Source organism: Marinobacter sp. AL4B (genome assembly GCF_019916045.1).
Taxonomy (GTDB): Bacteria; Pseudomonadota; Gammaproteobacteria; order Pseudomonadales; family Oleiphilaceae; genus Marinobacter.
Map to the genome: position 1 here is coordinate 209536 of NZ_JAILWZ010000009.1, position 26792 is coordinate 236327.

Annotated in this window: 25 protein-coding genes; 3 read left to right on the forward strand and 22 right to left on the reverse strand. The window is 52.8% G+C overall.

What is annotated here, in order from left to right; genetic code table 11:
• Positions 1–120: 120 nt before the first annotated feature.
• The 11 genes from rpsA to K5L82_RS01605 form a co-directional block, all read right to left on the reverse strand.
• Positions 121–1812, reverse strand: coding sequence for a 30S ribosomal protein S1 (gene rpsA / locus K5L82_RS01555; protein WP_133005256.1), 1692 nt, complete (start codon positions 1810–1812; stop codon positions 121–123).
• A 131-nt stretch (positions 1813–1943) separates the two neighbouring features.
• Entirely contained in the window at positions 1944–2624 is a 681-nt protein-coding gene (gene cmk, locus K5L82_RS01560; RefSeq protein WP_223132916.1) for a (d)CMP kinase, read from the reverse strand.
• Entirely contained in the window at positions 2624–4852 is a 2229-nt protein-coding gene (locus K5L82_RS01565; RefSeq protein WP_223132917.1) for a bifunctional prephenate dehydrogenase/3-phosphoshikimate 1-carboxyvinyltransferase, read from the reverse strand. Before K5L82_RS01565 ends, cmk begins: the two co-directional genes overlap by 1 nt.
• A 1-nt stretch (position 4853) precedes the next feature.
• A complete protein-coding gene (gene hisC / locus K5L82_RS01570) occupies positions 4854–5978 on the reverse strand; it encodes a histidinol-phosphate transaminase (protein WP_133005253.1) in 1125 nt (374 codons plus the stop codon).
• A gap of 32 nt (positions 5979–6010) precedes the next feature.
• Positions 6011–7108, reverse strand: coding sequence for a prephenate dehydratase (pheA, locus tag K5L82_RS01575; protein WP_223132918.1), 1098 nt, complete (start codon positions 7106–7108; stop codon positions 6011–6013).
• A gap of 2 nt (positions 7109–7110) precedes the next feature.
• The gene (serC, locus tag K5L82_RS01580; RefSeq protein ID WP_133005251.1) at positions 7111–8193 is read right to left on the reverse strand and encodes a 3-phosphoserine/phosphohydroxythreonine transaminase; all 1083 of its coding nucleotides are present in this window, start codon (positions 8191–8193) and stop codon (positions 7111–7113) included.
• Positions 8190–10808: a DNA gyrase subunit A gene (gene gyrA, locus K5L82_RS01585; protein WP_133005250.1), complete on the reverse strand. Its 2619-nt coding sequence runs from the start codon at positions 10806–10808 to the stop codon at positions 8190–8192. Before gyrA ends, serC begins: the two co-directional genes overlap by 4 nt.
• Before the next feature lie 126 nt (positions 10809–10934).
• Positions 10935–11789, reverse strand: a complete 855-nt coding sequence (purU, locus tag K5L82_RS01590; RefSeq protein WP_133005249.1) for a formyltetrahydrofolate deformylase — start codon at positions 11787–11789, stop codon at positions 10935–10937.
• Between the two features lie 377 nt (positions 11790–12166).
• On the reverse strand, positions 12167–12901 hold the full coding sequence (locus K5L82_RS01595; RefSeq protein WP_223132919.1) for an anti-sigma factor domain-containing protein: 735 nt from the start codon (positions 12899–12901) through the stop codon (positions 12167–12169).
• A complete protein-coding gene (locus K5L82_RS01600) occupies positions 12898–13398 on the reverse strand; it encodes a sigma-70 family RNA polymerase sigma factor (protein ID WP_223132920.1) in 501 nt (166 codons plus the stop codon). Before K5L82_RS01600 ends, K5L82_RS01595 begins: the two co-directional genes overlap by 4 nt.
• A gap of 173 nt (positions 13399–13571) precedes the next feature.
• Entirely contained in the window at positions 13572–14123 is a 552-nt protein-coding gene (locus tag K5L82_RS01605; protein ID WP_223132921.1) for a DUF3455 domain-containing protein, read from the reverse strand.
• 352 nt (positions 14124–14475) lie between these two features.
• Here K5L82_RS01605 and ggt point away from each other — a divergent pair, with 352 nt between their 5' ends.
• A complete protein-coding gene (gene ggt, locus K5L82_RS01610; protein WP_262492475.1) occupies positions 14476–16167 on the forward strand; it encodes a gamma-glutamyltransferase in 1692 nt (563 codons plus the stop codon).
• Positions 16168–16196: 29 nt separating this feature from the next.
• On the opposite strand, the gene yghU is transcribed toward ggt, so the two are convergent.
• The 3 genes from yghU to K5L82_RS01625 form a co-directional block, all read right to left on the reverse strand.
• Entirely contained in the window at positions 16197–17069 is an 873-nt protein-coding gene (yghU, locus tag K5L82_RS01615) for a glutathione-dependent disulfide-bond oxidoreductase (protein ID WP_133007531.1), read from the reverse strand.
• A gap of 71 nt (positions 17070–17140) precedes the next feature.
• A complete protein-coding gene (locus K5L82_RS01620; protein WP_223132923.1) occupies positions 17141–17593 on the reverse strand; it encodes a DUF302 domain-containing protein in 453 nt (150 codons plus the stop codon).
• 94 nt (positions 17594–17687) lie between these two features.
• Positions 17688–17999 (reverse strand): YkgJ family cysteine cluster protein, encoded by a 312-nt coding sequence (locus tag K5L82_RS01625; RefSeq protein WP_133005244.1) that lies wholly within the window; start codon positions 17997–17999, stop codon positions 17688–17690.
• 145 nt (positions 18000–18144) lie between these two features.
• On the opposite strand from K5L82_RS01625, the gene K5L82_RS01630 reads away from it, so the two are divergent.
• A complete protein-coding gene (locus K5L82_RS01630) occupies positions 18145–19635 on the forward strand; it encodes a helicase HerA-like domain-containing protein (RefSeq protein WP_223132924.1) in 1491 nt (496 codons plus the stop codon).
• On the opposite strand, the gene K5L82_RS01635 is transcribed toward K5L82_RS01630, so the two are convergent.
• The 4 genes from K5L82_RS01635 to K5L82_RS01650 all read right to left on the reverse strand — a co-directional run bounded on the left by K5L82_RS01635 (position 19632) and on the right by K5L82_RS01650 (position 22176).
• Positions 19632–19964: an MliC family protein gene (locus K5L82_RS01635; RefSeq protein WP_223132925.1), complete on the reverse strand. Its 333-nt coding sequence runs from the start codon at positions 19962–19964 to the stop codon at positions 19632–19634. The genes K5L82_RS01630 and K5L82_RS01635 overlap by 4 nt on opposite strands.
• Before the next feature lie 46 nt (positions 19965–20010).
• Positions 20011–21021 (reverse strand): carbon-nitrogen hydrolase family protein, encoded by a 1011-nt coding sequence (locus K5L82_RS01640; RefSeq protein WP_223132926.1) that lies wholly within the window; start codon positions 21019–21021, stop codon positions 20011–20013.
• Positions 20969–21214 (reverse strand): hypothetical protein, encoded by a 246-nt coding sequence (locus K5L82_RS01645; RefSeq protein ID WP_223132927.1) that lies wholly within the window; start codon positions 21212–21214, stop codon positions 20969–20971. The genes K5L82_RS01640 and K5L82_RS01645 overlap by 53 nt, the downstream gene beginning before the upstream one ends.
• Positions 21215–21306: 92 nt before the next feature.
• Positions 21307–22176, reverse strand: coding sequence for a LysR family transcriptional regulator (locus K5L82_RS01650; protein WP_223132928.1), 870 nt, complete (start codon positions 22174–22176; stop codon positions 21307–21309).
• Between the two features lie 94 nt (positions 22177–22270).
• Here K5L82_RS01650 and K5L82_RS01655 point away from each other — a divergent pair, with 94 nt between their 5' ends.
• Positions 22271–22771 (forward strand): lactoylglutathione lyase family protein, encoded by a 501-nt coding sequence (locus K5L82_RS01655; protein ID WP_133005240.1) that lies wholly within the window; start codon positions 22271–22273, stop codon positions 22769–22771.
• Between the two features lie 59 nt (positions 22772–22830).
• Here the strand turns inward: K5L82_RS01655 and K5L82_RS01660 are convergent, their stop codons facing one another.
• The 4 genes from K5L82_RS01660 to K5L82_RS01675 form a co-directional block, all read right to left on the reverse strand.
• Positions 22831–24768, reverse strand: a complete 1938-nt coding sequence (locus tag K5L82_RS01660) for a CocE/NonD family hydrolase (protein WP_223132929.1) — start codon at positions 24766–24768, stop codon at positions 22831–22833.
• A 175-nt stretch (positions 24769–24943) separates the two neighbouring features.
• Positions 24944–25372 (reverse strand): DUF4399 domain-containing protein, encoded by a 429-nt coding sequence (locus K5L82_RS01665; protein WP_223132930.1) that lies wholly within the window; start codon positions 25370–25372, stop codon positions 24944–24946.
• A 114-nt stretch (positions 25373–25486) separates the two neighbouring features.
• Positions 25487–25834: a 4a-hydroxytetrahydrobiopterin dehydratase gene (locus K5L82_RS01670; protein ID WP_223132931.1), complete on the reverse strand. Its 348-nt coding sequence runs from the start codon at positions 25832–25834 to the stop codon at positions 25487–25489.
• A gap of 26 nt (positions 25835–25860) precedes the next feature.
• Positions 25861–26787: a M14 family metallocarboxypeptidase gene (locus K5L82_RS01675; protein WP_262492460.1), complete on the reverse strand. Its 927-nt coding sequence runs from the start codon at positions 26785–26787 to the stop codon at positions 25861–25863.
• Between the last annotated feature and the right edge of the window lie 5 nt (positions 26788–26792).

The following is a 26792-nucleotide window of genomic DNA, read 5'->3' on the forward strand; positions in this document are numbered from 1 at the left end:
CTGTCATTAATCTTCCGTACTTGAATGCCGGATTCCAATGACTCTAGTTTAGCCAAACCAGAAAAAAACACAAAAAAAACGGGCTCTTAGAGCCCGTTTTTTTCACTACCAACCAAACTATTAGTCTTTGTTGGCATTCTGCTGCTGCATCTGTTCCTTGATCAGGTCACCGATAGTGGTGGCTCCTGAGGTTTCTGCAGTCTTACTACGTACGTTATCAAGAGCCTGCTTGTCGTCTTCAACATCTTTAGACTTAACAGACAGGTTGATTACGCGGTTCTTGCGATCGATGCTGATGATCTTCGCTTCTACTTCTTCGCCTTCCTTCAGAACGTTGCGTGCATCTTCAACACGGTCACGGCTGATTTCAGAGGCTTTCAGTACCGCTTCAACTTCTTCGTTCAGGGCAATAGTCGCGCCTTTAGCGTCAACTTCAGAAACAGTACCCTTAACGATAGAGCCCTTGTCGTTCAGCTGAACAAACTCGGCAAACGGATCGCTTTCAAGCTGCTTGATACCCAGGGAGATACGCTCACGCTCTGGATCAACAGACAGGATAACGGTTTCAACTTCGTCGCCCTTCTTATATTCACGAACGGCTTCTTCACCGGTTTCGTTCCAGCTGATGTCAGACAGATGAACCAGTCCGTCGATGCCGCCATCCAGACCGATGAAGATACCGAAGTCAGTGATTGACTTGATCTTACCGGAGATGCGATCACCTTTGTTGAAGTTGCCAGAGAAGTCTTCCCAAGGGTTAGACACACACTGTTTGATACCCAGAGAAATACGACGACGCTCTTCGTCGATATCCAGGATCATAACTTCAACTTCGTCACCAACCTGAACAACCTTAGAAGGATGGATGTTCTTGTTGGTCCAATCCATTTCGGATACGTGCACCAGACCTTCAACACCTTCTTCCAGCTCAGCAAAGCAGCCGTAATCGGTCAGGTTGGTTACACGAGCTGTTACCCGAGCGCTCTCTGGGTAACGACCTTTGATATCTACCCAAGGATCTTCGCCCAGCTGCTTCAGACCCAGAGAAACACGATTGCGCTCACGGTCGAACTTCAGGACTTTAACGTTGATTTCATCGCCCACATTCACGATTTCGCTTGGGTGCTTGATGCGCTTCCAAGCCATATCAGTGATGTGCAGCAGGCCGTCAACACCGCCCAGATCTACGAACGCGCCGTAGTCAGTCAGGTTCTTGACGATACCTTTGATTTCCAGACCTTCGGTCAGAGTTTCCAGCAGAGCTTCACGCTGCTCGCTGTTTTCAGCTTCCAGAACGGCGCGGCGAGAAACAACCACGTTGTTACGCTTCTGGTCCAGCTTGATAACCTTGAACTCAAGTTCTTTGTTTTCCAGGTGCGCAGTGTCGCGAACCGGACGAACGTCTACCAAAGAACCCGGCAAGAAGGCACGGATGCCTGCCAGATCAACGGTGAAACCACCCTTAACCTTGCCGTTGATGATACCTTTAACCACTTCTTCAGCTTCGAAGGACTTCTCCAGAACCTTCCAAGCTTCGGCACGCTTCGCTTTCTCACGAGACAGACGGGTTTCACCGAAACCGTCTTCAACTGCGTCGAGAGCAACGTCGACTACGTCGCCGATTTGAACTTCCAACTCGCCTTTTTCATTGAGAAACTGGGAGGCGGGGATAACGCCTTCGGACTTCAGTCCAGCGTTAACGGTGACCCAGTCGCTATCAACATCAACTACGGTTCCCTGAACAATGGAACCTGGCTGCATGTCGATTTCTTTTAAACTTTCTTCGAATAAATCCGCAAAGCTCTCGCTCATTATGTGCCCTATATGATCAACGCAAGTATGCTCCGTGCCGCCAGCAACACGGTCTGTTAGTGATTTCCGGACTCAGCCTGCGGCTGGCAAAATTTTGCTGACTCCGGCATTCCAACGACAAAAAGGTGTCGTCAGGCCTGACCTGCTGCGGCCATACACCTGTCTAACACCTCTTCTATACTCAAACCTGTAGAATCAATGACTTGCGCATCATCCGCAGGCTTAAGAGGGGCCGCTGACCGGTTCATATCCCGGTCGTCACGTACCCGAATCTCGTCTAAAACGGCGTCAATACTAACATCGACCCCCGTTTCCTTCAACTGATTATAACGACGCCGCGCACGCTCTTCGGCACTCGCGGTCAGGAAGATTTTCACTGGCGCGCCGGGGAAAACCACCGTCCCCATATCCCGCCCGTCAGCGACCACGCCGGGCGCTTTCTGGAAATCTCTTTGGCGCTGCAGCAAGGCGTCCCGAACAGGTTGCATAACGGCAACTTTGGATGCGTTATTACCACAGGCCTCGGTACGGATTTCAGATGTGACCTCCTCTCCTGCTAAAAGCACACGCACCGGCTGGCCAACTTCACCTGGCTCGAACTCCACATCCAGTGTAGCCGCAACATTCACCAATCCCGATTCATCATCCAACGACACACTCTGACGTATTGCCGCAAGAGCAGTAAGGCGATACAAAGCACCACTATCAAGCAAGTGCCAACCTAATTGACGGGCCAACATCTGGGTAATCGTGCCTTTACCCGCACCGCCAGGGCCGTCCACGGTAATGACTGGGGCCTTGCTATCCACCATTAAGAACCACCTTCTGTTCTAATATTGAAGCCTGTCTGTTTTGCCAGCTCAACAAAGTCCGGAAACGACGTTGTCACGTTCGAACAGTCATTAATCACAATCGGACCCGTTGCTCGCAAAGACGCAACAGCGAAAGACATCGAAATCCGATGATCTTCGTGGCTTTCAACCGTACCAGAACCGATCGTCTGACCACCGTCAATGATTATGCCATCCGGAGTCACGGTGGTTTCAACACCAAGCTCCGCCAGACCATCCGCCATCACTTGGATCCGGTCACTTTCTTTTACCCGCAACTCTTCTGCGCCGCGAAGCACCGTGCGACCTTTGGCGCAGGCCGCTGCGATAAACAAAACCGGGAATTCATCAATAGCCAACGGCACTTGATCTTCCGGAATTTCAATACCGTGCAACTCGGCAGAACGTACTCGTAGATCAGCTACCGGCTCGCCGCCAATCACACGCTCTTCGAGCACCTCAATATTAGCCCCCATCTGGCGCAGGATATTGATCACACCTACACGAGTCGGGTTCATCCCCACATGGCGCAAGGTAAGATCCGAATCCGACGCAATAGACGCTGCTACCAAGAAAAATGCCGCAGACGAAATGTCTGCAGGCACATCGATAACGCCAGCGTTGAGCTTTCCACCACCGATTACCTTGGCGGTTGCACCGTCCCGCTGCACATCGTAACCAAAACCTTGCAGCATACGTTCGGTGTGGTCACGAGTCGGCGCAGGTTCCGTGACCGACGTTGACCCGTTCGCGTATAGGCCAGCTAACAACAGACACGATTTAACCTGCGCACTGGCTACTGGCATATCGTAATGGATACCACTCAGAGACTGGCCACCCTTGATTTTAAGAGGCGGGCGACCGCCTTCAGCGGTATCGATCACTGCACCCATAGTCCGCAAGGGATCAGCAACCCGCCCCATTGGGCGCTTTGACAAACTGGCGTCACCAGAAAGCTCGGAGTCGAACGGCTGAGCTGCCAGCAACCCGGAGAACAAACGCATGCCCGTGCCAGAGTTACCCAAATACAGCGGGCCACGTGGCGCCTGCAAGCCATGCAGTCCCACACCGTGAATCCGGACCAACCCGTTTTCTGGACCTTCGATAGTTACACCCATATCGCGAAAGGCCTGCAGAGTGGCCAGGCTGTCTTCACCCTCGAGGAAGCCCTTCACCTCTGTCACACCTTCGGCCAGTGCGCCCAGCATGATGGAACGATGCGAAATGGATTTATCACCCGGCACTCGGATATCGCCGCGGACAGAACCACCCGGCTGCATATGAAAGATAACTTGCTGATCACTGTTGTTAGTCACGTACGCCTGCCCTGAAAGCATTTTCGTAAAATGTTCTCGCGCCGCTTTGGCACGACTAAAAACCCGGAGCATGGTCGCTCCATCGCCCTCGGCAATGGCACCCCGGAGTTCGCCCAAATCGTGGGTAAAATGGTCAATCACGCGTAGTACTGCGTCGCGGTTTGACAGAAAAATGTCATGCCACATCACCGGATCGCTGGCTGCAATTCGAGTGAAGTCCCGGAAACCTCCGGCAGCGTACCGGAAGATGTCCAAATTCTCATCCTCACCCGCCAACGTATCCACCAGCGAGAAGGCTATGAGGTGTGGCAAATGGCTGGTCGCGGCAAGCACTTCATCGTGGTACGCAACCGACATGGTCAGTACGGTCGCTCCGGTACCTTCCCACAAAGATTTTAAGCGAGATAGGCTCGCGCCGTCGGCGTTATCGGCCGGAGTAAGAATCACTTTGTGTTGAGCAAAAAGATCGGGATTAGCCGCTCGAATGCCGCTTTTTTCGGAGCCTGCAATCGGGTGCCCCGGTATCACGTTCGGCGGAATTTCACCGAATACGGCCTCGACATCGGCAGCAAAACTGGTTTTGGTGCTACCCACATCTGTCAGCACGGCATCACGACCCAACCAAGGCTTGATTTGTTCAAGCACGTTACGGGTTGCCCGAACGGGCACCGCCAGAACGACTAGGTCACTGCCCTCAACCGCCGCTTTGAGACTTGGAGCCGCTTGGTCAATCACACCGAGTTCAACGCCCAATTCGAGTTCATCGGCGCGCTGATCAAAGCCCACAACAGAGACCGCCAGCGTATGCTTGCGAATGGCACTGGCGAGCGAACCTCCGATCAGGCCGAGACCAATGATCGCAACCCGTTGAAACGAAGACGCGTTACCGGCCATTTTACCGGCCGCCCTGAACAGTCGTTAATGCTTCGGACAGCGCTGCAAGAAAGCGTTCATTCTCTTCGGGAAGACCCACTGACACGCGCAGATGGTTAGGCATTCCGTAACCGGCAACCGGACGAACAATGACGCCGCGGCTGAGCAATGCTTGATAAACATCGGACGACTGCTCACCCACATCAACCGCAATGAAGTTGCCAAAGGAGGGTATAAAAGGCAATCCGAGTCGCTCGAAGCCTTCAGAAAGCTGGCGCAATCCTGCTTCATTGACCTCTCGCGAGCGATTCAAATAAGCATCGTCCTCAAGCACCGCTGCCGCTGCAGCCAGGGCAATCGAGTTCACATTGAAGGGCTGGCGCACTCGATTCAGAACGTCAGCAATTGCGGGAGAACTGAGACTGTAACCAACCCGCATCGCAGCCAACCCCCAAGCTTTGGAGAACGTGCGACATACAATCAAGTTCGGGAATCGCTGAAGCAACTGAATACCGTCAGGATACTCTTCACCTGTCAGGAATTCGCAATAAGCCTCATCCAGGATAACTAGTATGTGCTCGGGGATGCGCTGGAGAAAGGCTTCAATAGCGTCGGCTGTGTGGACTGTGCCGGTGGGGTTGTTCGGGTTGGCAATAAAGATCAACCTAGTACGTTCAGTGACGGCTTTTGCCATGGCATCGAGGTCATGCCCCCACTCTTTTGCGGGAACAGACACTCCTCGGGCACCAATCGCTTGGGCCACCAAGGGATAAACCGCGAAGGCATATTGCGAAAACACAACTTCACTATCAGGCCCGGCAAAACAGCGGGCAATCACTTCCAAGACGTCGTTGGAACCGTTACCCAAGGTAATCTGATTCGTGGCCACGCCCAACCGGTTTGCAAGCGCTTGCTTCAGATCAAAGCCGTTACCATCGGGGTACAAACAGGACTCTTCCAGAGCCTTGCGAGCCGCGGCCATGGCTTTCTCACTCGGACCCTGAGGGTTTTCGTTGCTCGCCAGCTTGATAATATCTTCCGGATTCAGCCCAAGCTCTCGCGCCAGTTCTTCAATCGGCTTTCCGGGCTGATACGGAGACAGAGCCTGAACACCTTTCACCGCAAGACTCTGATAATCCACTGACATTCAACATTCCTCCGGGTCAATTCAATTTGAACTTAAAGCACGCCGATCGGGTAGGAACCCAAACGCTTCAACTCCACGGCTTCATCGTCGATTTCGGTCAACACTTTGCGAGCCAGCTCGTCTTCCATATGCCCTTCAAAGTCGATGTAGAACACGTAGGCCCAGGTACCACTGGGAGATGGACGAGTTTCAATCCGCGTCAAGCTGATACCTTCACGATGGAAGGGCTCCAACAATTGATACAACGCACCCGGTTTATTACGCATAGATACCAAAATGGACGATTTATCCAGGCCGCTGGCCTCTACCTCTTCCCGTCCGATAATCAGGAACCGAGTGGTATTGTCAGGGCGGTCTTCAATGCTACTCGCCAACACATCCAAACCATAAAGTTCGGCCGCCATATCTCCGGCTATTGCCGCAGATCCCGGCTCATCAGCAGCACGGCGGGCCGCCTCTGCGTTGCTCGACACGGTGATCCGCTCGATTCCGGCGCGGTGCGAATCCAGCCACTGCCGGCATTGCGCAAAGGACTGTTGATGAGAGTAGATTCGAGTGATTTCTTGATCTTTAAACTGAGGAGACACCATCAAATGATGGTGAATGCGAAGCTGGACCTCACCGCAAATTTTCAACGGTGACGACATGAACATATCGAGGGTATGGTTAACCATTCCTTCCGTTGAATTCTCGACCGGTACTACGCCGTAGTGAGCAGAGCCAGATTCAACCTCACGGAACACCTCATCAATCGCCGGCATGGGCACACTGATGACGGAATGGCCAAAATGCTTGAGCGCAGCAGCTTGAGTAAAGGTGCCCAATGGCCCCAGAAACGCAATATGCATCGGTTTCTCAAGCGCCAAACAGGCCGACATGATTTCCCGAAACAAACGTGCCATTTCTTCCGCTGGCAAAGGCCCCGGATTCGCTTCTTTAATCCGACGAAGCACCTGGGCTTCGCGCTCGGGACGGTAGAAAAATACATCTTGCCCGGGGTTCGCAGCCATTTTTACATGGGCCACTTCCTGAGCGCAGGCGGCTCTGGCGCTGACCAGCTTCATGATCTGCTGATCAAGGCTGTCGATTTCGTCCCGAAGTTCGCTCAGGCGGACCTTCTCGTCGGTCATGATTAGCCCCGCTCCTTCGCGAATTCCGCCATGTACTCAATCAAAGCGTCCACACCCGCTTCAGGCATCGCATTGTACAAACTGGCACGCATACCACCTACAGAGCGGTGACCAGCCAGATTGAGCAACCCGCGAGCATTTGCACCCGTCAAGAACTCACCATTCAAGGCGTCATCGCCCAAGGTGAATGGGATGTTCATCCAGGAGCGGAAACGCGGATCAATAGGGTTGGCGTAAAAGTCGCTGTCATCAATAAAGCCGTACAGTTTGCTGGCTTTACGGGCATTGATCTCACCCATTGCCTTTACACCACCCTGCTCTTTCAGCCACTTGAATACCAAACCAGCCAAATACCAAGAGTATGTAGCGGGCGTGTTATACATAGAGCCGTTATCCGCAATGACCTGATAGTTCATCATCGTCGGCGTCTCTTTTCGGGCTTTGCCCAGCAAATCTTTACGAACGATAACAACCACGAGACCCGATGGTCCGATGTTCTTCTGAGCCCCGGCGTAAATCAGGCCAAACTTCGACACATCGACCGGACGAGACAATATGTTCGATGACATATCCGCCACCAAAGGAACCCCTCCACTCTCCGGCACGAAGTCATACTCCAAGCCCCCGATGGTCTCATTCGGCGTGTAATGCAAGTAGGCCGCATCAGGATTGGTTACCCAGCTGGAGGGGTCCGGAATGGTGGTAAAACCACTATCTTCTGAACTGGCCGCCACATTCACATTGCCGAAGCGCTTGGCTTCCGCAATGGCTTTCTTGGACCAGATACCGGTGTTGATGTAGTCTGCCGTGGCATTCTCACCCAACAGGTTCAGCGGGATGGTAGCAAACTGACTGGATGCACCACCTTGCATGAACATGACTGCGTAATCATTAGAAATACCCGCCAGTTCCCGCAGATCTTGCTCAGCAGTCTCAGCGATGGTTACAAACTCGTCACTGCGGTGACTCATCTCCATCACCGACATACCTGTGCCGCGCCAATCCAACAGTTCACTGCCTGCCTGCTTCAGCACAGCTTCCGGCAATGTAGCCGGGCCGGCACAGAAGTTAAACGCCCTACTCATTCTTCAGTTTCCTCGCCTGCGGCACCGTCATCGGCACCTGACTCTGTATTGCCTTCTACGCTGGCGCCGTCTTCATCCTCATCATCGGATTCCGCGATACGCTCAACACCAACCAGGCGCTCGTCTTCCTGCGCCAAGCGAATCAGGCGCACGCCTTGGGTGTTACGGCTAAGGACAGAGACTTCATCGGTTTTAGTGCGCACAAGCGTGCCCTTGTCAGAGATCAGCATCATCTCGTCACCGTCGAACAACTGAAGCGCTGTCACCAGGTTGCCGTTCCGTTCAGAACACTGCATGGCGATAACGCCCTGACTGCCACGGCTGTATGCCGGGAACTCGTCAATCGCAGTACGCTTACCGTAACCGTGCTCACTGGCCGTCAACAGCACGCCACCTTCCTGCGGAATAATCAATGACACCACGTGATGACCTTCCGGCATTTTGATACCGCGAACACCACGGGCAGTCCGGCTCATCGGACGAACCTGCTCTTCGTTGAAACGAACGGCCTTACCTGCTGTCGAGAACAGCATGACTTCGGCATCACCATTAGTAATAGCGGCGCCAATCAAGGTGTCACCTTCGTCCAGATTCAACGCAATCAAACCGCTGCTGCGTGGGCGAGAGAAGTTCGGCAGAGGCGTCTTCTTAACGACACCGGCGGAAGTCGCCATGAGCACAAACTGGTCTTCCGGGTAATCACGAACCGGCAGGAAGGTAGTGATACGTTCACCTTCATCCAAGGGCAAAATGTTGACCATCGGACGTCCACGGGAGCCTCGGCTGCCACGAGGAATTTCAAAGACGCGCAGCCAGTAAACCTTGCCACGATCTGAGAAGCACAAAATAGTGTCGTGAGAGTTCGCTACCAGCAGTTTCTCGATAAAGTCTTCATCTTTCATCGCCGTTGCCGCTTTACCGCGACCACCGCGACGCTGGGCCTGGTAGTCTTCAACCGCCTGTGTTTTGGCGTAACCGGTATGCGAAATGGTAACGACCAGATCTTCTTCGTCAATCAGGTCGGCAATGGTCAGGTCGCGCTGGGAACTGGTAATTTCAGTGCGGCGCTCGTCACCAAATTCGGAAACAACCGCTTCCAACTCTTCGCGGATAACCGACATCAAACGATCCGGATCGCCAAGAATGTCCAACAGGTCCGCGATCTTTTCCAGAATATCTTTGTACTCATTCTGGAGCTTTTCAGTTTCCAGTCCGGTCAAACGATGCAGTCGCATGTCCAGAATCGCCTGAGTCTGCTCAGGAGACATATAATACAGGCCATCACGCAGACCGTAGATTTCTGGCAGATCGTCCGGGCGGCAAGCGTCTTCGCCGGCGCGCTCCAGCATGGCCAGCACATCACCAGGAGCCCAGCCGCGGCTCATCAACTTCTCTTTCGCCTCGACCGAGGTCGGAGAGGCTTTGATCAACTCGATCATCTCGTCGATGTTGGCCAGAGCAACCGTCAAACCTTCCAGAATATGGCCACGTTCACGAGCTTTACGCAGTTCAAAAATGGTCCGGCGGGTCACCACTTCACGGCGGTGGCGCACAAACGCATCCAGCATTTCTTTTAGATTCAGTGTCTTTGGCTCGCCATTGATCAGCGCAACCATGTTAATACCGAACACGGTTTGGAGCTGGGTCTGGGCAAACAGGTTGTTGACCACCACCTCCGGATTTTCACCCCGACGCAGTTCGATAACAACACGGATACCTTCCTTGTTGGATTCATCACGCAATTCGGTGATGCCCTCAAGGCGCTTCTCTTTGACAAGCTCTGCGATCTTCTCGATGAGACGAGATTTATTCAGCTGATACGGCAGCTCGGTAATGATAATGGCATCGCGCTTGGTCTTGGCATCATGCTCGACCTCGTGTCGGGCACGAATGTAAATCCGGCCACGACCAGTGCGGTAGGCCTCAACAATACCCGCACGGCCATTGATAATGCCTTGGGTCGGGAAATCCGGACCCGGGATGTGCTCCATCAACTCATCGATGGTCAAATCCGGGTTCTCAATCAAGGCCAGACAACCGTTAACCACTTCGGTCAGGTTGTGCGGTGGAATGTTGGTTGCCATACCCACAGCAATACCTGAGGAACCGTTCACCAACAGGTTCGGCACTCGGGTTGGCATCACTTCCGGGATACGCTCGGAACCGTCGTAGTTGTCGACGAAATCAACCGTTTCTTTCTCGAGATCCGCCAGTAGCGAATGCGCCACCTTTTCCATGCGGATTTCGGTGTAACGCATAGCCGCCGCGTTATCACCGTCGATGGAACCGAAGTTGCCCTGACCATCAACCAGCGGGTACCGCAGAGAGAACGGCTGAGCCATACGAACGATGGTGTCGTATACAGCAGAATCACCGTGAGGGTGATACTTACCGATAACATCACCTACCACACGGGCAGATTTCTTGTACGCCTTGTTCCAGTCATTGCCCAGCTCGGACATGGCGAACAGCACCCTACGATGCACTGGCTTGAGGCCATCCCTTACATCCGGCAATGCTCGACCTACAATTACGCTCATGGCGTAATCGAGGTAGGACTGTTTCAACTCGTCTTCAATATTGACCGGCAGGATCTCTTTGGCTAATTCACCCATCGAGAAAGGTTCCTTTGCGTTATCTGGAAGTCGTCTCGAGGCCGTATCCCGGCCTCGTCTTTATTCTTCATCAAGCCGCCCAGCATACCATAGTCCCAACAGACCCGGGGTAGCCGTAGCGACTTGTTAATCAAACACTACCGTCTTGTTTTCGTAGGTAATCACGCGATCTTCAACGTGCGAACGAAGACCTCGAGCCAAAACGTTCTTTTCGACGTCTTTACCCAGACGGACCATGTCCTCAATCGAATCCCGGTGACTGATACGAATCACGTCCTGCTCAATGATCGGACCTTCGTCCAGATCCTGAGTCACATAATGACAGGTTGCGCCGATCAGTTTCACACCGCGACTGTATGCCTGGTGGTATGGCCGAGCTCCGGCGAACGAGGGCAGGAAACTGTGGTGAATGTTAATCACCTTACCCGCGTACTTCTCACATAAGTCCGCTGGCAGTATCTGCATATAGCGAGCCAAAACAATGACATCAGCTTCGTACTTATCGAGCAGCTCTTCAATCTGGCCAAAGGCTTCAGCTTTATTTTCCTTGCTCACTGGAACGTGGTGATACGGAATGTCATGCCATTCCACCATGCGACGTAAATCATCATGATTGGAAATCACGGCCGCCATTTCGGCATTCAACTCTTTGCTGTGCCAGCGATGAAGGAGATCTGCCAAGCAATGGGATTCCTTGCTGCACATCAGCACCACACGCTTCGGGCGCGCCGAATCGGCAATATGCCAGCGCATATTAAACTCACGAGCAATCGGCTCAAATGCGGCGCGGAACTGGTCCAATCCGAAGGGAATTGATTCAGCTTTGATCTGGTGCCGCATAAAGAACCAACCAGACTGGGTATCTGAATGGTGACTCGCCTCGGTAATCCAGCCGTTATAGGTGGACAGAAAATTACTCACCTTGGCAACTATTCCCGTCCTGTCCGGACAAGAAATAACAAGACGATAGGTATGCTCCATTAAGCCATTCCTTAACTAAAATCCGGGGAAAGCGAATGCGTTAGAAAACCACCAGCGATGACACACGAGGAACTATCAACACGCACCTATAAAAATGACCAGCTATGATAGCGCATATGGCCGCCAGAAACGAGGATTCCCCACGCACGACAGTTACCACAGCCTCGACATTAAACTTCGCTCAAGGCTCCTGTGGAGCCTGACAGCATCAATGCCAAGAAGCTCGGCGTCACTTTCCTAAGTTTGCCAGGCACGAACGGGGTAGCGTTTGTGATAAGCACGGAAAACGTGTTCAAAGCCACCACAACCACCACCCGGTTCAACTTAGAGGTTTTCTTGAGGGCCTAACCGCGTACCAGTACACATCAATGAGTTATTCATAGCATTATCACAGTGCGCCCGATTGATTGAATCGGCCCGGTTGGCTTTCCGGTAGGAGAGCCTGACGCTTGCTCCACCGTAAATTCAAACAGCTGGTCTTCGATGAGCGGAGGCAATTGATCGATAGCAACTTTTAACGGTTCACCTTTCCTGACCAATCCTAAAGAGACTGGCGCCTCCCAACCTTCTGCTTTGGTCCAGAACTGAAGCGCTTTGCCGTCTGGAATGTCTATCGCAGCCAGAGGTACGAGCTGAATCTGGCTGGCATGACTTGCTTGAATCACCCAGCTAGGCGTTCTGTCTTCAGGCGCGACCAAGACTGCGATAAAGTCTGGTCCGCCCGTGGCTGGTTCCAAGGTTCGCAGTTGAAGCCCGAGCACGACAGCCAGTAATAGGCAAGCTGCAGACAGCCCTCGCCACAAAGACAGGTTGCTCCAGAATGAAGTGCTTCGCTCCGTCTTAGGGGCCGCGCTTGCTCTCTGACTCTGAGCCATTGCGTCAAGACTTCGCTCAATACGAGCAGACAGCGGCTGAGGGGCGGGAACAGGTTCTAATTGATCCGTAATCGATAAAAAATGTTCTTGCCACTGATTCACCTGCTTTTGTAGTTCTATGCTTCCGGCCAATCGGCTTTCAAAAGCAGCACGCTCATCCGCACTTAACGTTCCAAGCACATATTGCCCGGCCAAAGAGTTATCCGTTTCAGGAGTCTTGTTTTCATGATTATTCATTGCAAACACTCCTTTAAGGCATTCAGGCTGCGCTTAATCCAAGACTTTACCGTACCAAGAGGTTTATCAAGCAAGCTGGCTATTTCGTCTTGTGTATAACCATCTACATAAGCATGTAAAACACAGAGCTTACGCTCTGGCTCTAGCCGGTCTAAGCATTTATGAAGGGCCGCCTGCCCGAGGTGATCTTCAGCGAGTTCGAAAAGATGATCAGGCTGGTGCTCTGCCTCTATGGCTTTTTTGTCGCAGAGGTCGAGTAAAAAGTTGGGTTCAGCAAGAACTTTTCGCTTGCTGTATTTCAGTGCATTCAGCGCCAGGTTTCGAGTCAGCGTATAAATCCAACCACGGGCCGAGCCAAGGCTGGCATTGTAACTATGAGCACTTTGCCAGATTTTGATGAAGGCATCATGGACCACATCTTCCGCCAAAGGGCGGTTTTGCAGAATTCGCATCACAACTGCGAGCAATCTCGGTGCTTCCTGAGCATAGAGTTGCATTAAAGCGTGCCGGTTACCTTCTGCACAGTTTTTCAGAACACGCTCATAATCAAAAGCTGTTGATGGTGGCACGCAGTTCTTCCTAATGAAAAAGCCCAGCGTACAAGACCAGGCTTTTCAAGTCATTAAGAACACAAGGCTAAAGCCTCATGTAATGGCTGGGCGTAAAGAGGTTATTTAGCTTTCCAGAACAGATAGTCGCCAGAATAGTTCACGACAACTTTGTGGCCAATTTTATCGACGTTACAGCCTGCTTCCGGGGCCGCACCACCTTGTAAATTAATACGCTGAATATAGGTTACACCTTCTAAAGCTCCAGGCCGGGTTGATGCATTAGCTTTCACCAACTGCATAGGTATGCTGCCTTTTGAAGAAGGTGCTACTGCTAATTGTGTTCCGGTGACTGAAGAGCCGTCTAATGACTCCCACGTCGCAGGAGGCCCAAAATAAGACACAGAATGCAGTCCGTCTTTATCACTCAAAATAGCGCGTGGACCTGCGAAGGCCCATCTGGCTTCTTTCATATTCTGCTCGCCAGTTTTGCACTCCCAAGTGATGTTTCCTTTCGCCGAGGTGTGCATGGCTACGATATTGCCCGCTGGAACCTGTACCTCGGTTGGCAGGTTGCTTTGTGAAAAATCACCCGCGTACGATTGACTCGTTGCCGCCATCAACATGGATACCGCGGTCACTTGCAGACCTCTTACAAAATATTGATTTTTCATAGTCGTTTTCCTATTTGGTTATAAGTTCCGATTTGCACAATAGTCAATGCCCTACTGCTAACCGGTACTACAATTCAGAACGCATTCTGGATGCAGGAAAACGAAAAAATTTCTGAAATATTCTGAAGGATCAATAATTGTCGATCTCGACCCGAATAATGCAATTGGTGAATAGGCGGGTCATTGTTGTGTGTTGGACGCAGGGACAAGGAACTAGCACCACGCACCCATAAAAATGGTCAGCTATGATAGCGTATGTAACCGCCGAAAATGAGGGTTCCCCATGCACGACAGCCACCAAAGCCTCGACATTAAACTTCGCTCAAGGCTCCTATGGAGCCTGACAGCATCAATGCTGCTAAGTGTGATGTCATTTTCTACGCTTGCCAGCAACCAAGCCATTCTGGAAGGCGAACGATTCCATCCTACTCAAGGCAGCCTAGGCATGGTTGCCACCAGCCACACACTCGCGACCGATGTGGCGCTGGATGTACTGAAGAATGGCGGCAATGCGGTGGATGCGGCGGTAACCGCAGGCTTCGCCCTTGCCGTCACCCAACCGAGATCCGGCAACATTGGCGGTGGCGGTTTCCTGCTGTACTCGCCAGGTGATGGCAAAGCGCCGGAAGCGATTGATTATCGTGAAACCGCCCCCGCCGCCGCAACCGAAGCCATGTTCCAAGACAGCGACGGCAACGTGGTGAAGGAACGCAGCAGGTTCAGCCATCTGGCGGCGGGCGTTCCGGGCACAGTCGCTGGATTGGCCCTCGCTCTGGAGCGCCACGGGTCAATCTCGTTGACCGAAGCTCTTGCCCCGGCTATCCGCTTGGCGAAAGACGGATTCATTGTCCCGCATCGATTTACGATCGGACTGGAGCGAGCCACCAACCGGCTAAAACGTTGGCCAGCCACCAACGCGACGTTCTACAAGGAGGACGGCTCCGCGCCTCAGCCCGGCGACCTATTCAAGCAACCCGAACTGGCGGCCACACTTCAGCGCATCGCCGATAACGGGATTGAAGGGTTTTACGAAGGGGAGACAGCACGTCTGATCGTTGCAGAGATGCAGCGCAACGACGGCCTGATCACTCTGGATGATCTGAAAAATTACCAGCCGGCCATTCGCCAACCCGTGCATGGCACTTACCGCGGCTACGATATTTTCTCTATGTCACCGCCCTCTTCCGGGGGCACCCACATCGTGCAGATTCTGAACATTCTAGAAAATTACCCAATCGGCGATATGGGCCACAATTCGGCCGCCACCCTTCATCACATGGCCGAAGCCATGAAACTGGCCTATGCAGACCGCGCCCAATACCTTGGCGACACAGACTTTGTTAAAGTCCCCCTTAGCGGACTGACCAGCAAGAAATACGCGACTGAGTTGAGAAAAAACATTTCATCAGACAAAGCCCGACCTTCCAGTGAAATCCAGCACGGCAAACCCGCTAGCTGGGAAAGTCCGGAAACCACTCACTTCTCGGTCGTAGATCGCTGGGGCAACGCGGTATCTAACACCTACACCATCAACTTCAGTTACGGCTCAGGCATTACGGTGGAAGGCGCAGGGTTCCTGCTGAATAACGAAATGGACGACTTCAGCGCCAAGCCCGGCGTGCCGAACGCCTACGGCCTGATCGGCGGCGAAGCCAATAAGGTGGAACCCGGAAAACGCATGCTCAGCTCCATGTCGCCCACCATTGTCCGCAAAGGCAACAAAAACCATCTGGTCACCGGAAGCCCGGGTGGCTCCCGCATCATTACCACAACCCTGCAAGTGCTGATGAACGTGATCGACCACAAGATGAACATCCAGACCGCCGTGAACGCACCACGCATTCATCACCAATGGCTCCCGGATGAAATCCGCATCGAGCAAGGCATCAGCCCCGACACCATTAGCCTACTTGAAGCCAAAGGCCACACGGTGACCACCAACACCGCTATGGGGGCGATTCAAAGCATTATGGTTGGTGAAGACGGCACGCTCTATGGTGGTGCCGATGCAAGGCGCAGCACGTCTTCAGCCAAAGGCTTTTAAACGAGCACGAAAGCGGCACGCCGCTTTCGTTATTCGCCGGACTTGAGTTTGTCCTGGGTTCGAAGTTCAAAATCGCTTGCGTCATGGCGCTCATGCAGCTGTGACGACAAATCGCCCCAAGCCTTATTAACCATCCGCCCCCGCCTTACCGCGGGGCGCTGTGCGACTTCTTCCGTCCAACGCACCACATTGGTGTATGTGTGCGTTTCCAGAAACTCAGCTGCTTCGTACACCATGTTTTTCACCAGTGCGCCATACCATGGCCAGATAGCCATGTCGGCAATACTGTATTCATCACCGGCAATATAACGATTGTCCGCCAGCTGACGATCCAGCACGTCAAGCTGTCGCTTTACTTCCATCGCGTAACGGTTGATAGGGTACTCATACTTTTCTGGCGCATACGCATAGAAATGCCCGAAACCGCCTCCCAGGAAAGGCGCACTGCCCATTTGCCAGAACAGCCAGTTCATAGTTTCCGTGCGTTTGGCGGGATCTTTCGATAAAAACTGGTCGAATTTTTCAGCCAGATAAAGAAGGATTGAGCCAGACTCAAACACTCGTACAGCCGGCTGTACGCTGCGATCCATCAACGCCGGGATTTTGGAGTTGGGATTCACACCTACGAAGCCACTACTAAACTGATCACCTTCCATGATGTTAACAATCCATGCATCGTATTCGGCTTCCTGAATCCCCAGCTCAAGCAACTCCTCGAACATAATGGTCGCTTTCACCCCATTCGGGGTTGCCAGCGAGTAAAGCTGAAAAGGATGCTCACCCACGGGCAACTCTTTGTCATGAGTAGGGCCTGCAACCGGGCGATTAATACTCGAGAACTTACTTTCACCCTCCTGATGCCACTTCCACACTTTTGGTGGCGTATAGGTAGGATCGCTCATCATCTGTCCCCTTAATCTGTAAACAATAATTCTTAATTAAATCCGCGCTGGAGAGCGCTCTTAACAACAACTCAACGGGCGACCGTGGCCTCGGCAATTCCGAACAAAGCTTTCTGCAATTTAGGGACTACTCCACAATCCGAAGCGCCGTGACGCTCGGCAATAAAAGCGGGATCGTTGTAACCAAGCCATACTTGAGACGATTCGTCCTCCCAGACCAGCGCCTTCAACGGGAGATCAATGCCTACCGTCTGTGCACACGCCATAAACGGTGTGCCTCCCTTGGGATTCCCAAACGCCAGCACCTCGGTAGCACGCAACGACTTGCCAACTTTTTGGGCTCCGGCAGCGTGATCAATTCGCGAAAAGACATTCAAGCTGCGCGCCTTAACTTCTGCTTCCAACCGGTCCATCGTTTCTTCGGCACTGTAAGGGCTTTTCAATGCGACTAACCCCTCTGCCGCAACAGCCAGTGAACTAACCAACATAACGGCAACAGCCGCGAGTATGCGAAACGTTTTCATGGTGCTCTCCTTTGTATACGGGCCAAGGTAAGCCCAACGTGATACCTCACCCTAACAGCAACCGGAAAAACCCTCTACAACTAGTGCCTTTGGTCTAGCTGTCAATTTGAGCTATGTCGATCAAAGCAACCCGCTCTTCCCGGCATTCGTAAGAGCCCATTTCGAACTCTCGACAGATCCAGGGTCGGTTCTCGTAGATCGTGCACATAAACGTTTCCCGATCCAAAGCGGAGCACCAGCCGTCGTCTAAACGCCTCATGGTTTCCCCTCCCCATTCATCGTAGGAAATGTGTCTTTCAGGGACACCCGTATCGCTGATGATCATGACTTCCAATCGGCAACAGCAAGCCTTGCAGTTTGAGCAAGACACCTCTGAAGCGGGCGTTTTTTCGAGAGGAACAGTCATACATCTCCAGAGATTTATTCCAATTACGCTTTGGGCAATTAATGGACCATACTGAATATGTCTCGCACAACCTGAAAAATCAGCCTAAGCAGACAGGGTATTGTGCCTGCACAGCCTACCCTAATAACAAACAGAGGTGTGTTCAGTGTCTGAAGATTCCGTTTTCATCGGCAAAGGCAGCCATACCCAGAGTTTACTGCTGCGCCGCGCCAACCGCCATGGCCTGATCGCAGGGGCCACGGGCACCGGCAAAACCGTCACCTTACAGGTCCTTGCCGAAGGCTTTTCAGCCCAAGGCGTGCCGGTGTTTATGGCCGATGTAAAAGGCGACCTTTCAGGCATTTCACAACCGGGCACCACGAAACCATTTCTGACCAAACGCGCTGAGCAGGTGGGCCTTAAGCCCTACGCATTCGACGGTTTTCCCACCGTGTTCTGGGATGTTTTAGGCATACAAGGCCACCCTATGCGGGCCACGATTTCCGATATGGGCCCCTTGTTGTTGTCACGCCTGCTTGAACTTAACGACACTCAGGAAGGCGTCATCAACATTGCCTTCAAGTTAGCCGATGATCACGGCATGGCCTTACTGGACCTGAAGGATCTTCGGGCGCTGATGACCTTTGTGGCAGAACAGTCCAAAGAACTCTCAGCGCTCTATGGCAATGTCAGCAAAGCCTCGGTCGGTGCGATACAACGGCGCTTATTGCAACTTGAACAACAAGGCGGCGATCATTTTTTTGGCGAGCCCGCACTGGAGCTGGCCGACCTAATGCGCTGCGATCCCTCTGGGCGCGGACACGTCAATTTGCTGGTGGCCAACCAGTTGATTGAAAGGCCAAGACTGTACGCCACCACTCTGCTCTGGCTACTCGCAGAACTGTTTGAAGAATTGCCCGAAGTCGGTGATCCCGACAAACCCAAACTGGTGTTCTTTTTCGACGAAGCTCACCTGCTGTTTGACGACGCGCCCAAAGCACTGACACAAAAAGTTGAACAAGTTGTGCGCCTAATACGATCCAAGGGCGTTGGTGTCTATTTTGTTTCCCAAAACCCCACCGACATACCCGACAAAATATTGGGGCAACTTGGCAATCGGGTACAGCATGCGCTGAGAGCCTTTACGACGCGCGATCAAAAAGCCGTTCGAGCCGCTGCGTCGACCTTCCGACAAAACCCTGATCTCGATACCGAGAAAGTCATCACCGAACTCGGCGTCGGCGAAGCGCTCGTGTCTACCCTTGATAATAAAGGGACGCCATCAATGGTGGATCGAACGTTGATTCGTCCGCCCTCTTCTCGTCTAGGGCCTGCCACAGCAAAAGAACGAAAAGCCATTCTCGATACAAGCGAGTTTGGAGCTCGCTACAATGAGGTGATTGACCGGGAATCGGCCTTCGAAAAACTGCAAAAACGCGCAGAAGACGCAGCCAAAGAAGCAGAGCAGGCGGCTGTCGACAAAGACCGCGTATATGAAGCGCCCACCAAGGCGAGCGAAAAGCCGGCATCCCCCCGGCGCTCATCCCGCCAGAGCGTGTTCGAAACTCTGGCGAAAAGCATTGCGCGCACCATGGGCCGTGAAATGACGCGTGGCTTTTTGAGAGGACTGCTAGGCTCTCTGTTTAAGGGGCGTTAAAGCGCCGTGCAGCTGTCAATGATGTCGCCGGAACTGCCACCTGCCCGATGCTTCAGTAAAAGCCCTTCAGAGTCTGACCCTGAGCCCTTCACCCACCACTCGATTCCGCCACCAATATATCGTGCACCGCTGGCAGAAGTGGCGATTTCCATTTCGTAGCTAGAACCCTTGTAATGAACCTTAGCCGCATCGGGAGCCAGATAATTAACCCGGACCGCTTCTCCGCTCTCGCACTCATAACTCTGTGCAAAGGCATCACCTTGCTGAAAGCTTGAGCAGGCGGAAAGCAAAAACACCGATGACAACAAAGCAGGAACAGAAACTCTCATTCAGAACTCCATTTTCGATAGTTAGACCGCAGCGGCAGAACAACGGCTATTTATGGCTATGGCACTGCTCATAACGTTGAGCGGCAAGCACTCCAGCAGCTCTTCCCTGCCTTCGATAGTAGCTTTTCCCGCATAGATTCTGCTGGTGCCAGTAAGCCTTCATTAGCAAAGCATGGTCAGGAAGCCAGAATCGATTCGTAGTTTCCTCTGTTTCTGGTACGGAACCGATATCCACTTCAGATACAACAATGCCCGGCCCCTCGCTGGTTCTGCGTTGCGCCAGAATCCGGCCCTGCCCATCGACAATTTGCGTACACCCAACATAGTGTGTGTCATAAGGCACCGACGCCGAAAAACCAGGAGTTAGCATGAATCCACCCGAAAACGACCCGCAATGAGAGGCTTGAACAACCGGGGCTCCGATACGCCTAGCCAGCTCACTCGGGGCCTGCTCTGACAGATATCGATTATACTGCCCTAACGCCGACAACCCTCGGTTAACCAGCCTGCCCCAATTCGACGGAAGGGTCCACCAGTGGGTTCCACTCATGACCAAGCCAACCCGGCTCTTCAAACGCTTGGCAGTTTGATTTCGAATCAATTCCCAACAAACAGCCGCGCCTACGCCACCCATACTTGTTTGAAATACACCGTCACCCTTACCGGGGCCATAAAATGCGTTTTCCCACATGGTGGGCAAATCTTTATCATGGGTATGTATCTCTCCGTCAGGCTCGACGAAGTAGTAGCGGTTATAAACCTCTGCTTCCTCCGCAATCAACATGGAGCCACCGATCCAGCAGCCATACTGTTTCGCCAGGCTTACGAGCAAATCCACCGCCTCATTGTTAGGGGGCAAAACGGCATCGTGCACACGCTGGTCAAAAGCGATGCGGGAGGTAAAGAACTCAGGAAGCGCCACAACTTCAGCCCCTGCCGTTAACGCCTCTTTGGCAAGCCGCTCAACACGTTCCAGATTAACAGACACATCGCCCAGTTCTGCTTCAAGCTGAACCGCCGCAATGCGCCGTTTTGCGTTCGGCATTACTTTTTTCATGAATTTTTACCGGAAAGTTTGCAAGTTTGAATCCAAAAACCTCGAAATCATTTTTCCCAGCCACAAACAGCAAGACAAGCACGATCAGAATACTGAGGGCCGCGGCAAAAAAATCCCAGACTTTCAAAACACCCACCGGCCACACTAGCGTAAAAAGCAAACCTTGGAATGCCTCAATGGGCCACTGATACACAGGGAGATTCCGACTCGCTCTGACCAATCAAACCAAGAAGGTACGAGAAAATACCGAAGAGCATTGATTTACTTATAGATAGGAATCTCTGTTTAGAGCCACCGCCTGGCTTCAGCTATGACCGTCTCCATTCTTTTTGGGAGAGGTCTGTGGCGAAGGGCGCAAAGGAAGAGTGTTTCCCTTACCGGCCGGGCAAGTTGATGTACTTTGATGAGCTCGGGCTTGGCAAATGCCTCGACCGCATGGGCAGGCAAGACGGTAAAACCCAGCCCCCTACTCACCGGCTCGAGAATCAATCCAATCTGGTTAGAAAACCCTTTCTTCATGAACAAGTTACTGTGCTGGAACTCACTGTAGTTCGCGCCGAGTAGCAGGTCCGCATGATGACCGCCATCCGGATGATCAATAAAGCCAAGGGCCATCAAAGTTTCCCACTCGGGGTGCTCAATGGCCGCCGGCGTGACCAACAGCAGAGACTCTTCAGCAACGGGTGTACAGGTTACCTCAGCCAATGTGGATTTCGTGGTCATGAACCCAATATCAACGTTAGATTCAGCGATTGCCTGCTCCACATCGGTGTTTGGCGCAAACCGGTAATCGATGATGAGCTTAGAGTGCTTCTGCTGTAGGGCCAACACCTGAGGATATAACTTAAGCCCCACACTCCCCGGCGACATAATACGGACACTGCCCTCATAAGGTGGATCCTCTGAGGCAATCTGCTCCAAATTCGACAAAGCGAGAAGAACACCCTGAGCTTCGGCGTATAGCCGTTCACCTGCACCCGACAGTGAAAACTGCTTGCCTTGTCGCAACAGCAATTCTGTGCCGAGCTGCTCCTCCAATTTACGCACATGCTGACTTACGCCTGACTGAGTCATGTGGAGACGCTCCGCCGTGCGCGTGAAATGTTCCTCTTCAACGAGCGTGCAAAAACTGCGCAACCACCGAACATTGATCATCAAAAACCTTAATAAAAACTATGACAAACGATAATTTTACGTGATCAGATTCGGAATGTAACGTGCCATTAGTTTCACAAGCGGAGGACAAGACATGAACAACGTTTACCCAAGAAATTTCTCACACATTGGCATATCCGTACCGGATCTGGAGCAAGCCGTTAAGTTCTACACGGAAGTTCTGGGCTGGTATCTGATTATGAAACCAACCGATATCGAAGAAGACGATAGCGCCATCGGTGAGATGTGCACAGAAGTATTCGGAAAGGGCTGGGGAAGCTTCCGGATCGCGCACCTATCCACGGGCGACCGAATTGGTGTAGAGCTGTTTCAGTTCAGAAACCAAACCAACCCTGAAGACAACTTCGAGTACTGGAAGACCGGCATTTTCCACTTCTGCGTGCAAGATCCGAACGTTGAGGAGCTCGCGGATCGCATCGTGGCCGCTGGCGGCAAACGCCGCATGGAGAAACCACGCTATTACTATCCGGGCGAAAAACCCTATCGCATGATTTACATGGAAGATCCATTCGGAAACATTCTGGAAATCTACAGCCACAGCTATGAGCTGATCTACAGTGAGGGCGCGTACTGATTCGCGGCCCCGCGAGGGAGTCTGGAGCGGCCAACGTCGGCCGCTCCAGAACAAACCGTTTACAGTGCGTCGGTCAACGTTCCTTCCAGCATCGGAAGCTGTACCGTACCCGACACGTTGACAAAGGGAACCAACGGATCCCGGGACCAGCTAGCGGGGTACTGTAAATGGTAACCGGTTACCAACAACGCCAGCTCATCGCCTGGTTCCAAGGACTCTGCCACGCCGACCATCTGAATAACGGCCTGATCTTTCAAGCCGCGTACCGGCATCACCTGGTCGTCAATCAGATCCCAGCGGCTTTCCCCTTCCGAGCGCTTACCTAAGCCGACAAAAACAATCGGATCGCAGCCCGGAGCGTAGGGGCCCATCTCGTTATCACATGCTGTTTTTCCGGTCAGATCCGACACCGTCAGTTGCATGGTCGGTATGCCACCCAATACGGCACCTTCTTCGCCAACTTTGCCCAGCATAATGGCCTGGGGCGGCTGGGTTACAGTGGCAGCGGCCTCGTATCCGGATGCCACAGGCAAATCCGACGCAAACGCCCGCTCAATCGCATAGCGGCCGGTCAGCAACTGATCTTCACTGGCGGGCGCGGGGAAGCCATTCATGGGAACTAATACCGACTGATCATCCGCAAGCGACAAACACACATTGGATTCGGTGCCGTCAAAATAGTCCGGTAACGGCTTACCCAGCAGATGATGCTCCAGCCAATTCAACGTGGCATCGGCAATCGAAATGCTACCGCAGTGAAATTTGCCAGCCGCTCCCTGAAAGCCCGGAATTTCCAGCAACCCCGCCGTCGGGTCAATGTGAGTGCCCGGTTGCGCCTCATCCGGTGCTTCGACAGGTAGCACATGGCCAGTCTGATGAGTCAGTAGCCGAATATCGCCTTCTGTTTGCGCCGACAAACATGAGAAGTTGCGCCACGCTTCGTTGAAGTTAAACAGCGTGTCTTTCATGCCCTGCGTCAGCAGCACATCGATATTATTGAAAGGTGCCGGAGGCACGTCGTAGGCCGGGGGGTTCGTCTGGTAGGAAACGAGGTCTGCATCCTCTGACACAGAGAGCGATGTACCCGCACAGCGATAGGCGGGACTGTGATAATAGATGAAATCCAGACCCGCCTCGGGGAATCTATTCAGCGATGCGCCCTGCGCCAATGTCTCTTTCAGGATCGGGTCCAGGCCGCTGTTTCCGTTACTGTAAGAACCGCTTTCACCGATGCCGACCAGCCCCAGATCCCAGCCTGTTTTGATCACATTTCCAGGATTCAAGCTGTACCGCAGGTCGTTCCAAGTCATATCCGGCACCAAGGCATCTAACCGTTGTTTCGGATCCAGGCCATGAAGCAGAAATTGGTAACCGCCCCCGTAGCTTCCACCTACGGCACCGGTTACCAGATTCGGATTCAATGCGTCGGGAAGGTCGGCCTCATCGCGAAACTGAAGGTAATCCAGATTGGTTTCCGCCCAATCAAGAATCTGCACTAGATCTTGCCCTTCAAACTCCGGGTCCATGACCCGCACGGTGCCCGTGCTTTGCCCAAAGCCACGCTGGTCGATGGAAATCACTGCAAAGCCCGCTTCGCGATACCGTTCAAAACCACTGGTCTTTCGTGATCCACCGAAACCATGTCCTTCAAGAACAAGCGGGTGCCCGGCATCGCAATCAATACCGCCCATGGGCTCAAGCACCTGAAAGGTGATGGTTTCTCCACTGGCTGAATTAAGAGCAACGGAATAACTGCGACCACCTTCTCGGGGCGAACCATCCACACAAGAAACCAGCACAGGGTTAGGCAGTTCACACTGAGGTGCCTGACTGTTGCCGGGATTGTCGCAGGCCGGATCCGGCGAGTTACTACGCTCCGCGCCCCTATCAGAACGATCCTTATCAGAACTGGAATCGATACAACCGGTGACAACAAGCGCTAAGGCGATGGGTGCCAGAGCAAAGCGAGTAGGAAGAAATGTGAAACAGGAGGGCATCGTTTGTTCTCCTTATTGTGTTTTGTTAACCCAATAAGGAGCACGTGGCACAGGCAAACTCGTTCCCTCAGCCTGAAACAAAGGCCCAACATGACATTATGGCATCATGCTCATTTACTCAAAAAACGGTCAGTGGCGCAGGTGCATTGAAACACCCGCCAACCACTGTTTTGTGCTACTCAACTGTAATTGTGATTACGTCGGATACCACCGGCGTGCTATGAGGCACGTGGGCGTGGTTACCCAATAACAACTGCAAGGTATGAGTACCGGGGGCAAGCTCTATTTCGGTTTCCGTCTGGCCGCCGCCAAAGTGCTTGACCTTATCGGTGGCCGGCAACGGCTTACTTAAATCAGCCGGTACATCGGTATCAATTAAAAGGTGGTGATGCCCGGTATTTTTTTTATCAACACCGGCTGGTGCTACGCCCATATTGCGAAGACCAAAAACCACGTTCACATTTTGCCCAACCGTATCCCCATCGCTGGGCTGTACAAAGTAAACTTCCGCATCGGCCGGAGCTTCAGAAGTCATGCTTCCGGCGAACGTTATCATCGGTGCGACCAGCAAAGCCGACAATAATGTCATTGTGCTTTTCTTCATACCGCTCTCCTCTATCTCCGTTTATTGCCATCTTTGTTGATACAGACTACGCAGCCTAACGGCCACATAACAAGGCTAGCCCAAGATCAGCACCGCTGCCTACCCGAAGGCAAGCTACTCTGGAACGGCAAATACAGCGTCAGTTTTAACTGCCATAATAAAATCATTTCGGTGCAGGCCACCGATAGCGTGAGTCCACCAGCTGACAGTCACTTTGCCGTATTCCAGAAGAATAGCCGGATGGTGGTTTTCCGCTTCGGCCAGGTCACTTACTTGATTAGCGAATGCCTGAGCTTGGGCGAAGTTTTTGAACTTGAAGACCTTCTTGAGCTTCTCTTGGCCCTCCTCATCCACAAGGCTCCAGTCCGGGATTTCGCCGTGCAAGAACTCTTTCTCATCGTCGGTCACCTTGGGTGTGCCTTTACGGCACGCCTCGCAGTGTTGATCAGCCAATTTGCTCATAGCTGTTCTCCCTGAGCGTCGTTCTCTTATCGATTCACGAGCGCGTAGCCAATGCCCGCACACACTGCAGCAACCTGTGCTGCATTGCATTGCTCCGGAGTCGCCCGCGGGCTGTCGGGATAAACCTCGGTCGTGGTTCGGTATCGGGCATTAGTGACACTGGCGCACAGCCCAAGCTTCTTGAGCGGATACTGGATAACACCTCGAGAAGCCACGGCAGAGCCGAAGATTTCTCCTTTATCGTCAGCAGGAGCAATATGCGTAACCCGCTCCACTGCTTCTATGATGGCCTGCTGGAACTCTGGTCGGGGGCTCTCGCTGTCGTCTACCAAATAGAAACCGTCGGGGATATCACCCGGCTCAAACGGCTTACCGTCCCGGGCAGCCAGCGCCGGACGAAACTCGGTTTCGTCGGTATCAGTCGTCTCATGCAAGTCCATGTGCAAAAGCACACGATCGCGAATCGGTGCTACCAAGCGCAGAAGGGCCGCCGATTCCTCCGCAGGACTGTTGTTGTGGAAAGAGCGGTTCGGATCAACCGCGTTTGCATTCCAACGATGAATACGCTCGTATGCCCAAGGGCTGACACACGGTGCAACTAAAAGGTTCACGCGATCCACGTAATCCGCAGCATACTGCTCAACAAACTGCAGTGCGCCATGCACACCGCTGGTTTCATAGCCATGCACTCCGCCCGTGATCAGCACAACCGGCAGATCGTCATTCCAGTCGCGACTGCGAATCGCCATCAGCGGAAAGCGATCAGAGCCATACTCCAAGCACCCGTACTCTTCTACGTCAAAGTTCGATTTCAGGCGCTCGATGACGCTCAAGACTTCAGATTCATAGCTGCGCTGCCGGGACTGTTGTGACAGCCACTCAGCACGCTCCTCGTCGCCCCACGACGTGCCAGGTGTACCAACTGGGTAAGGGTCAGGGGCCGTATTCATCATGATTT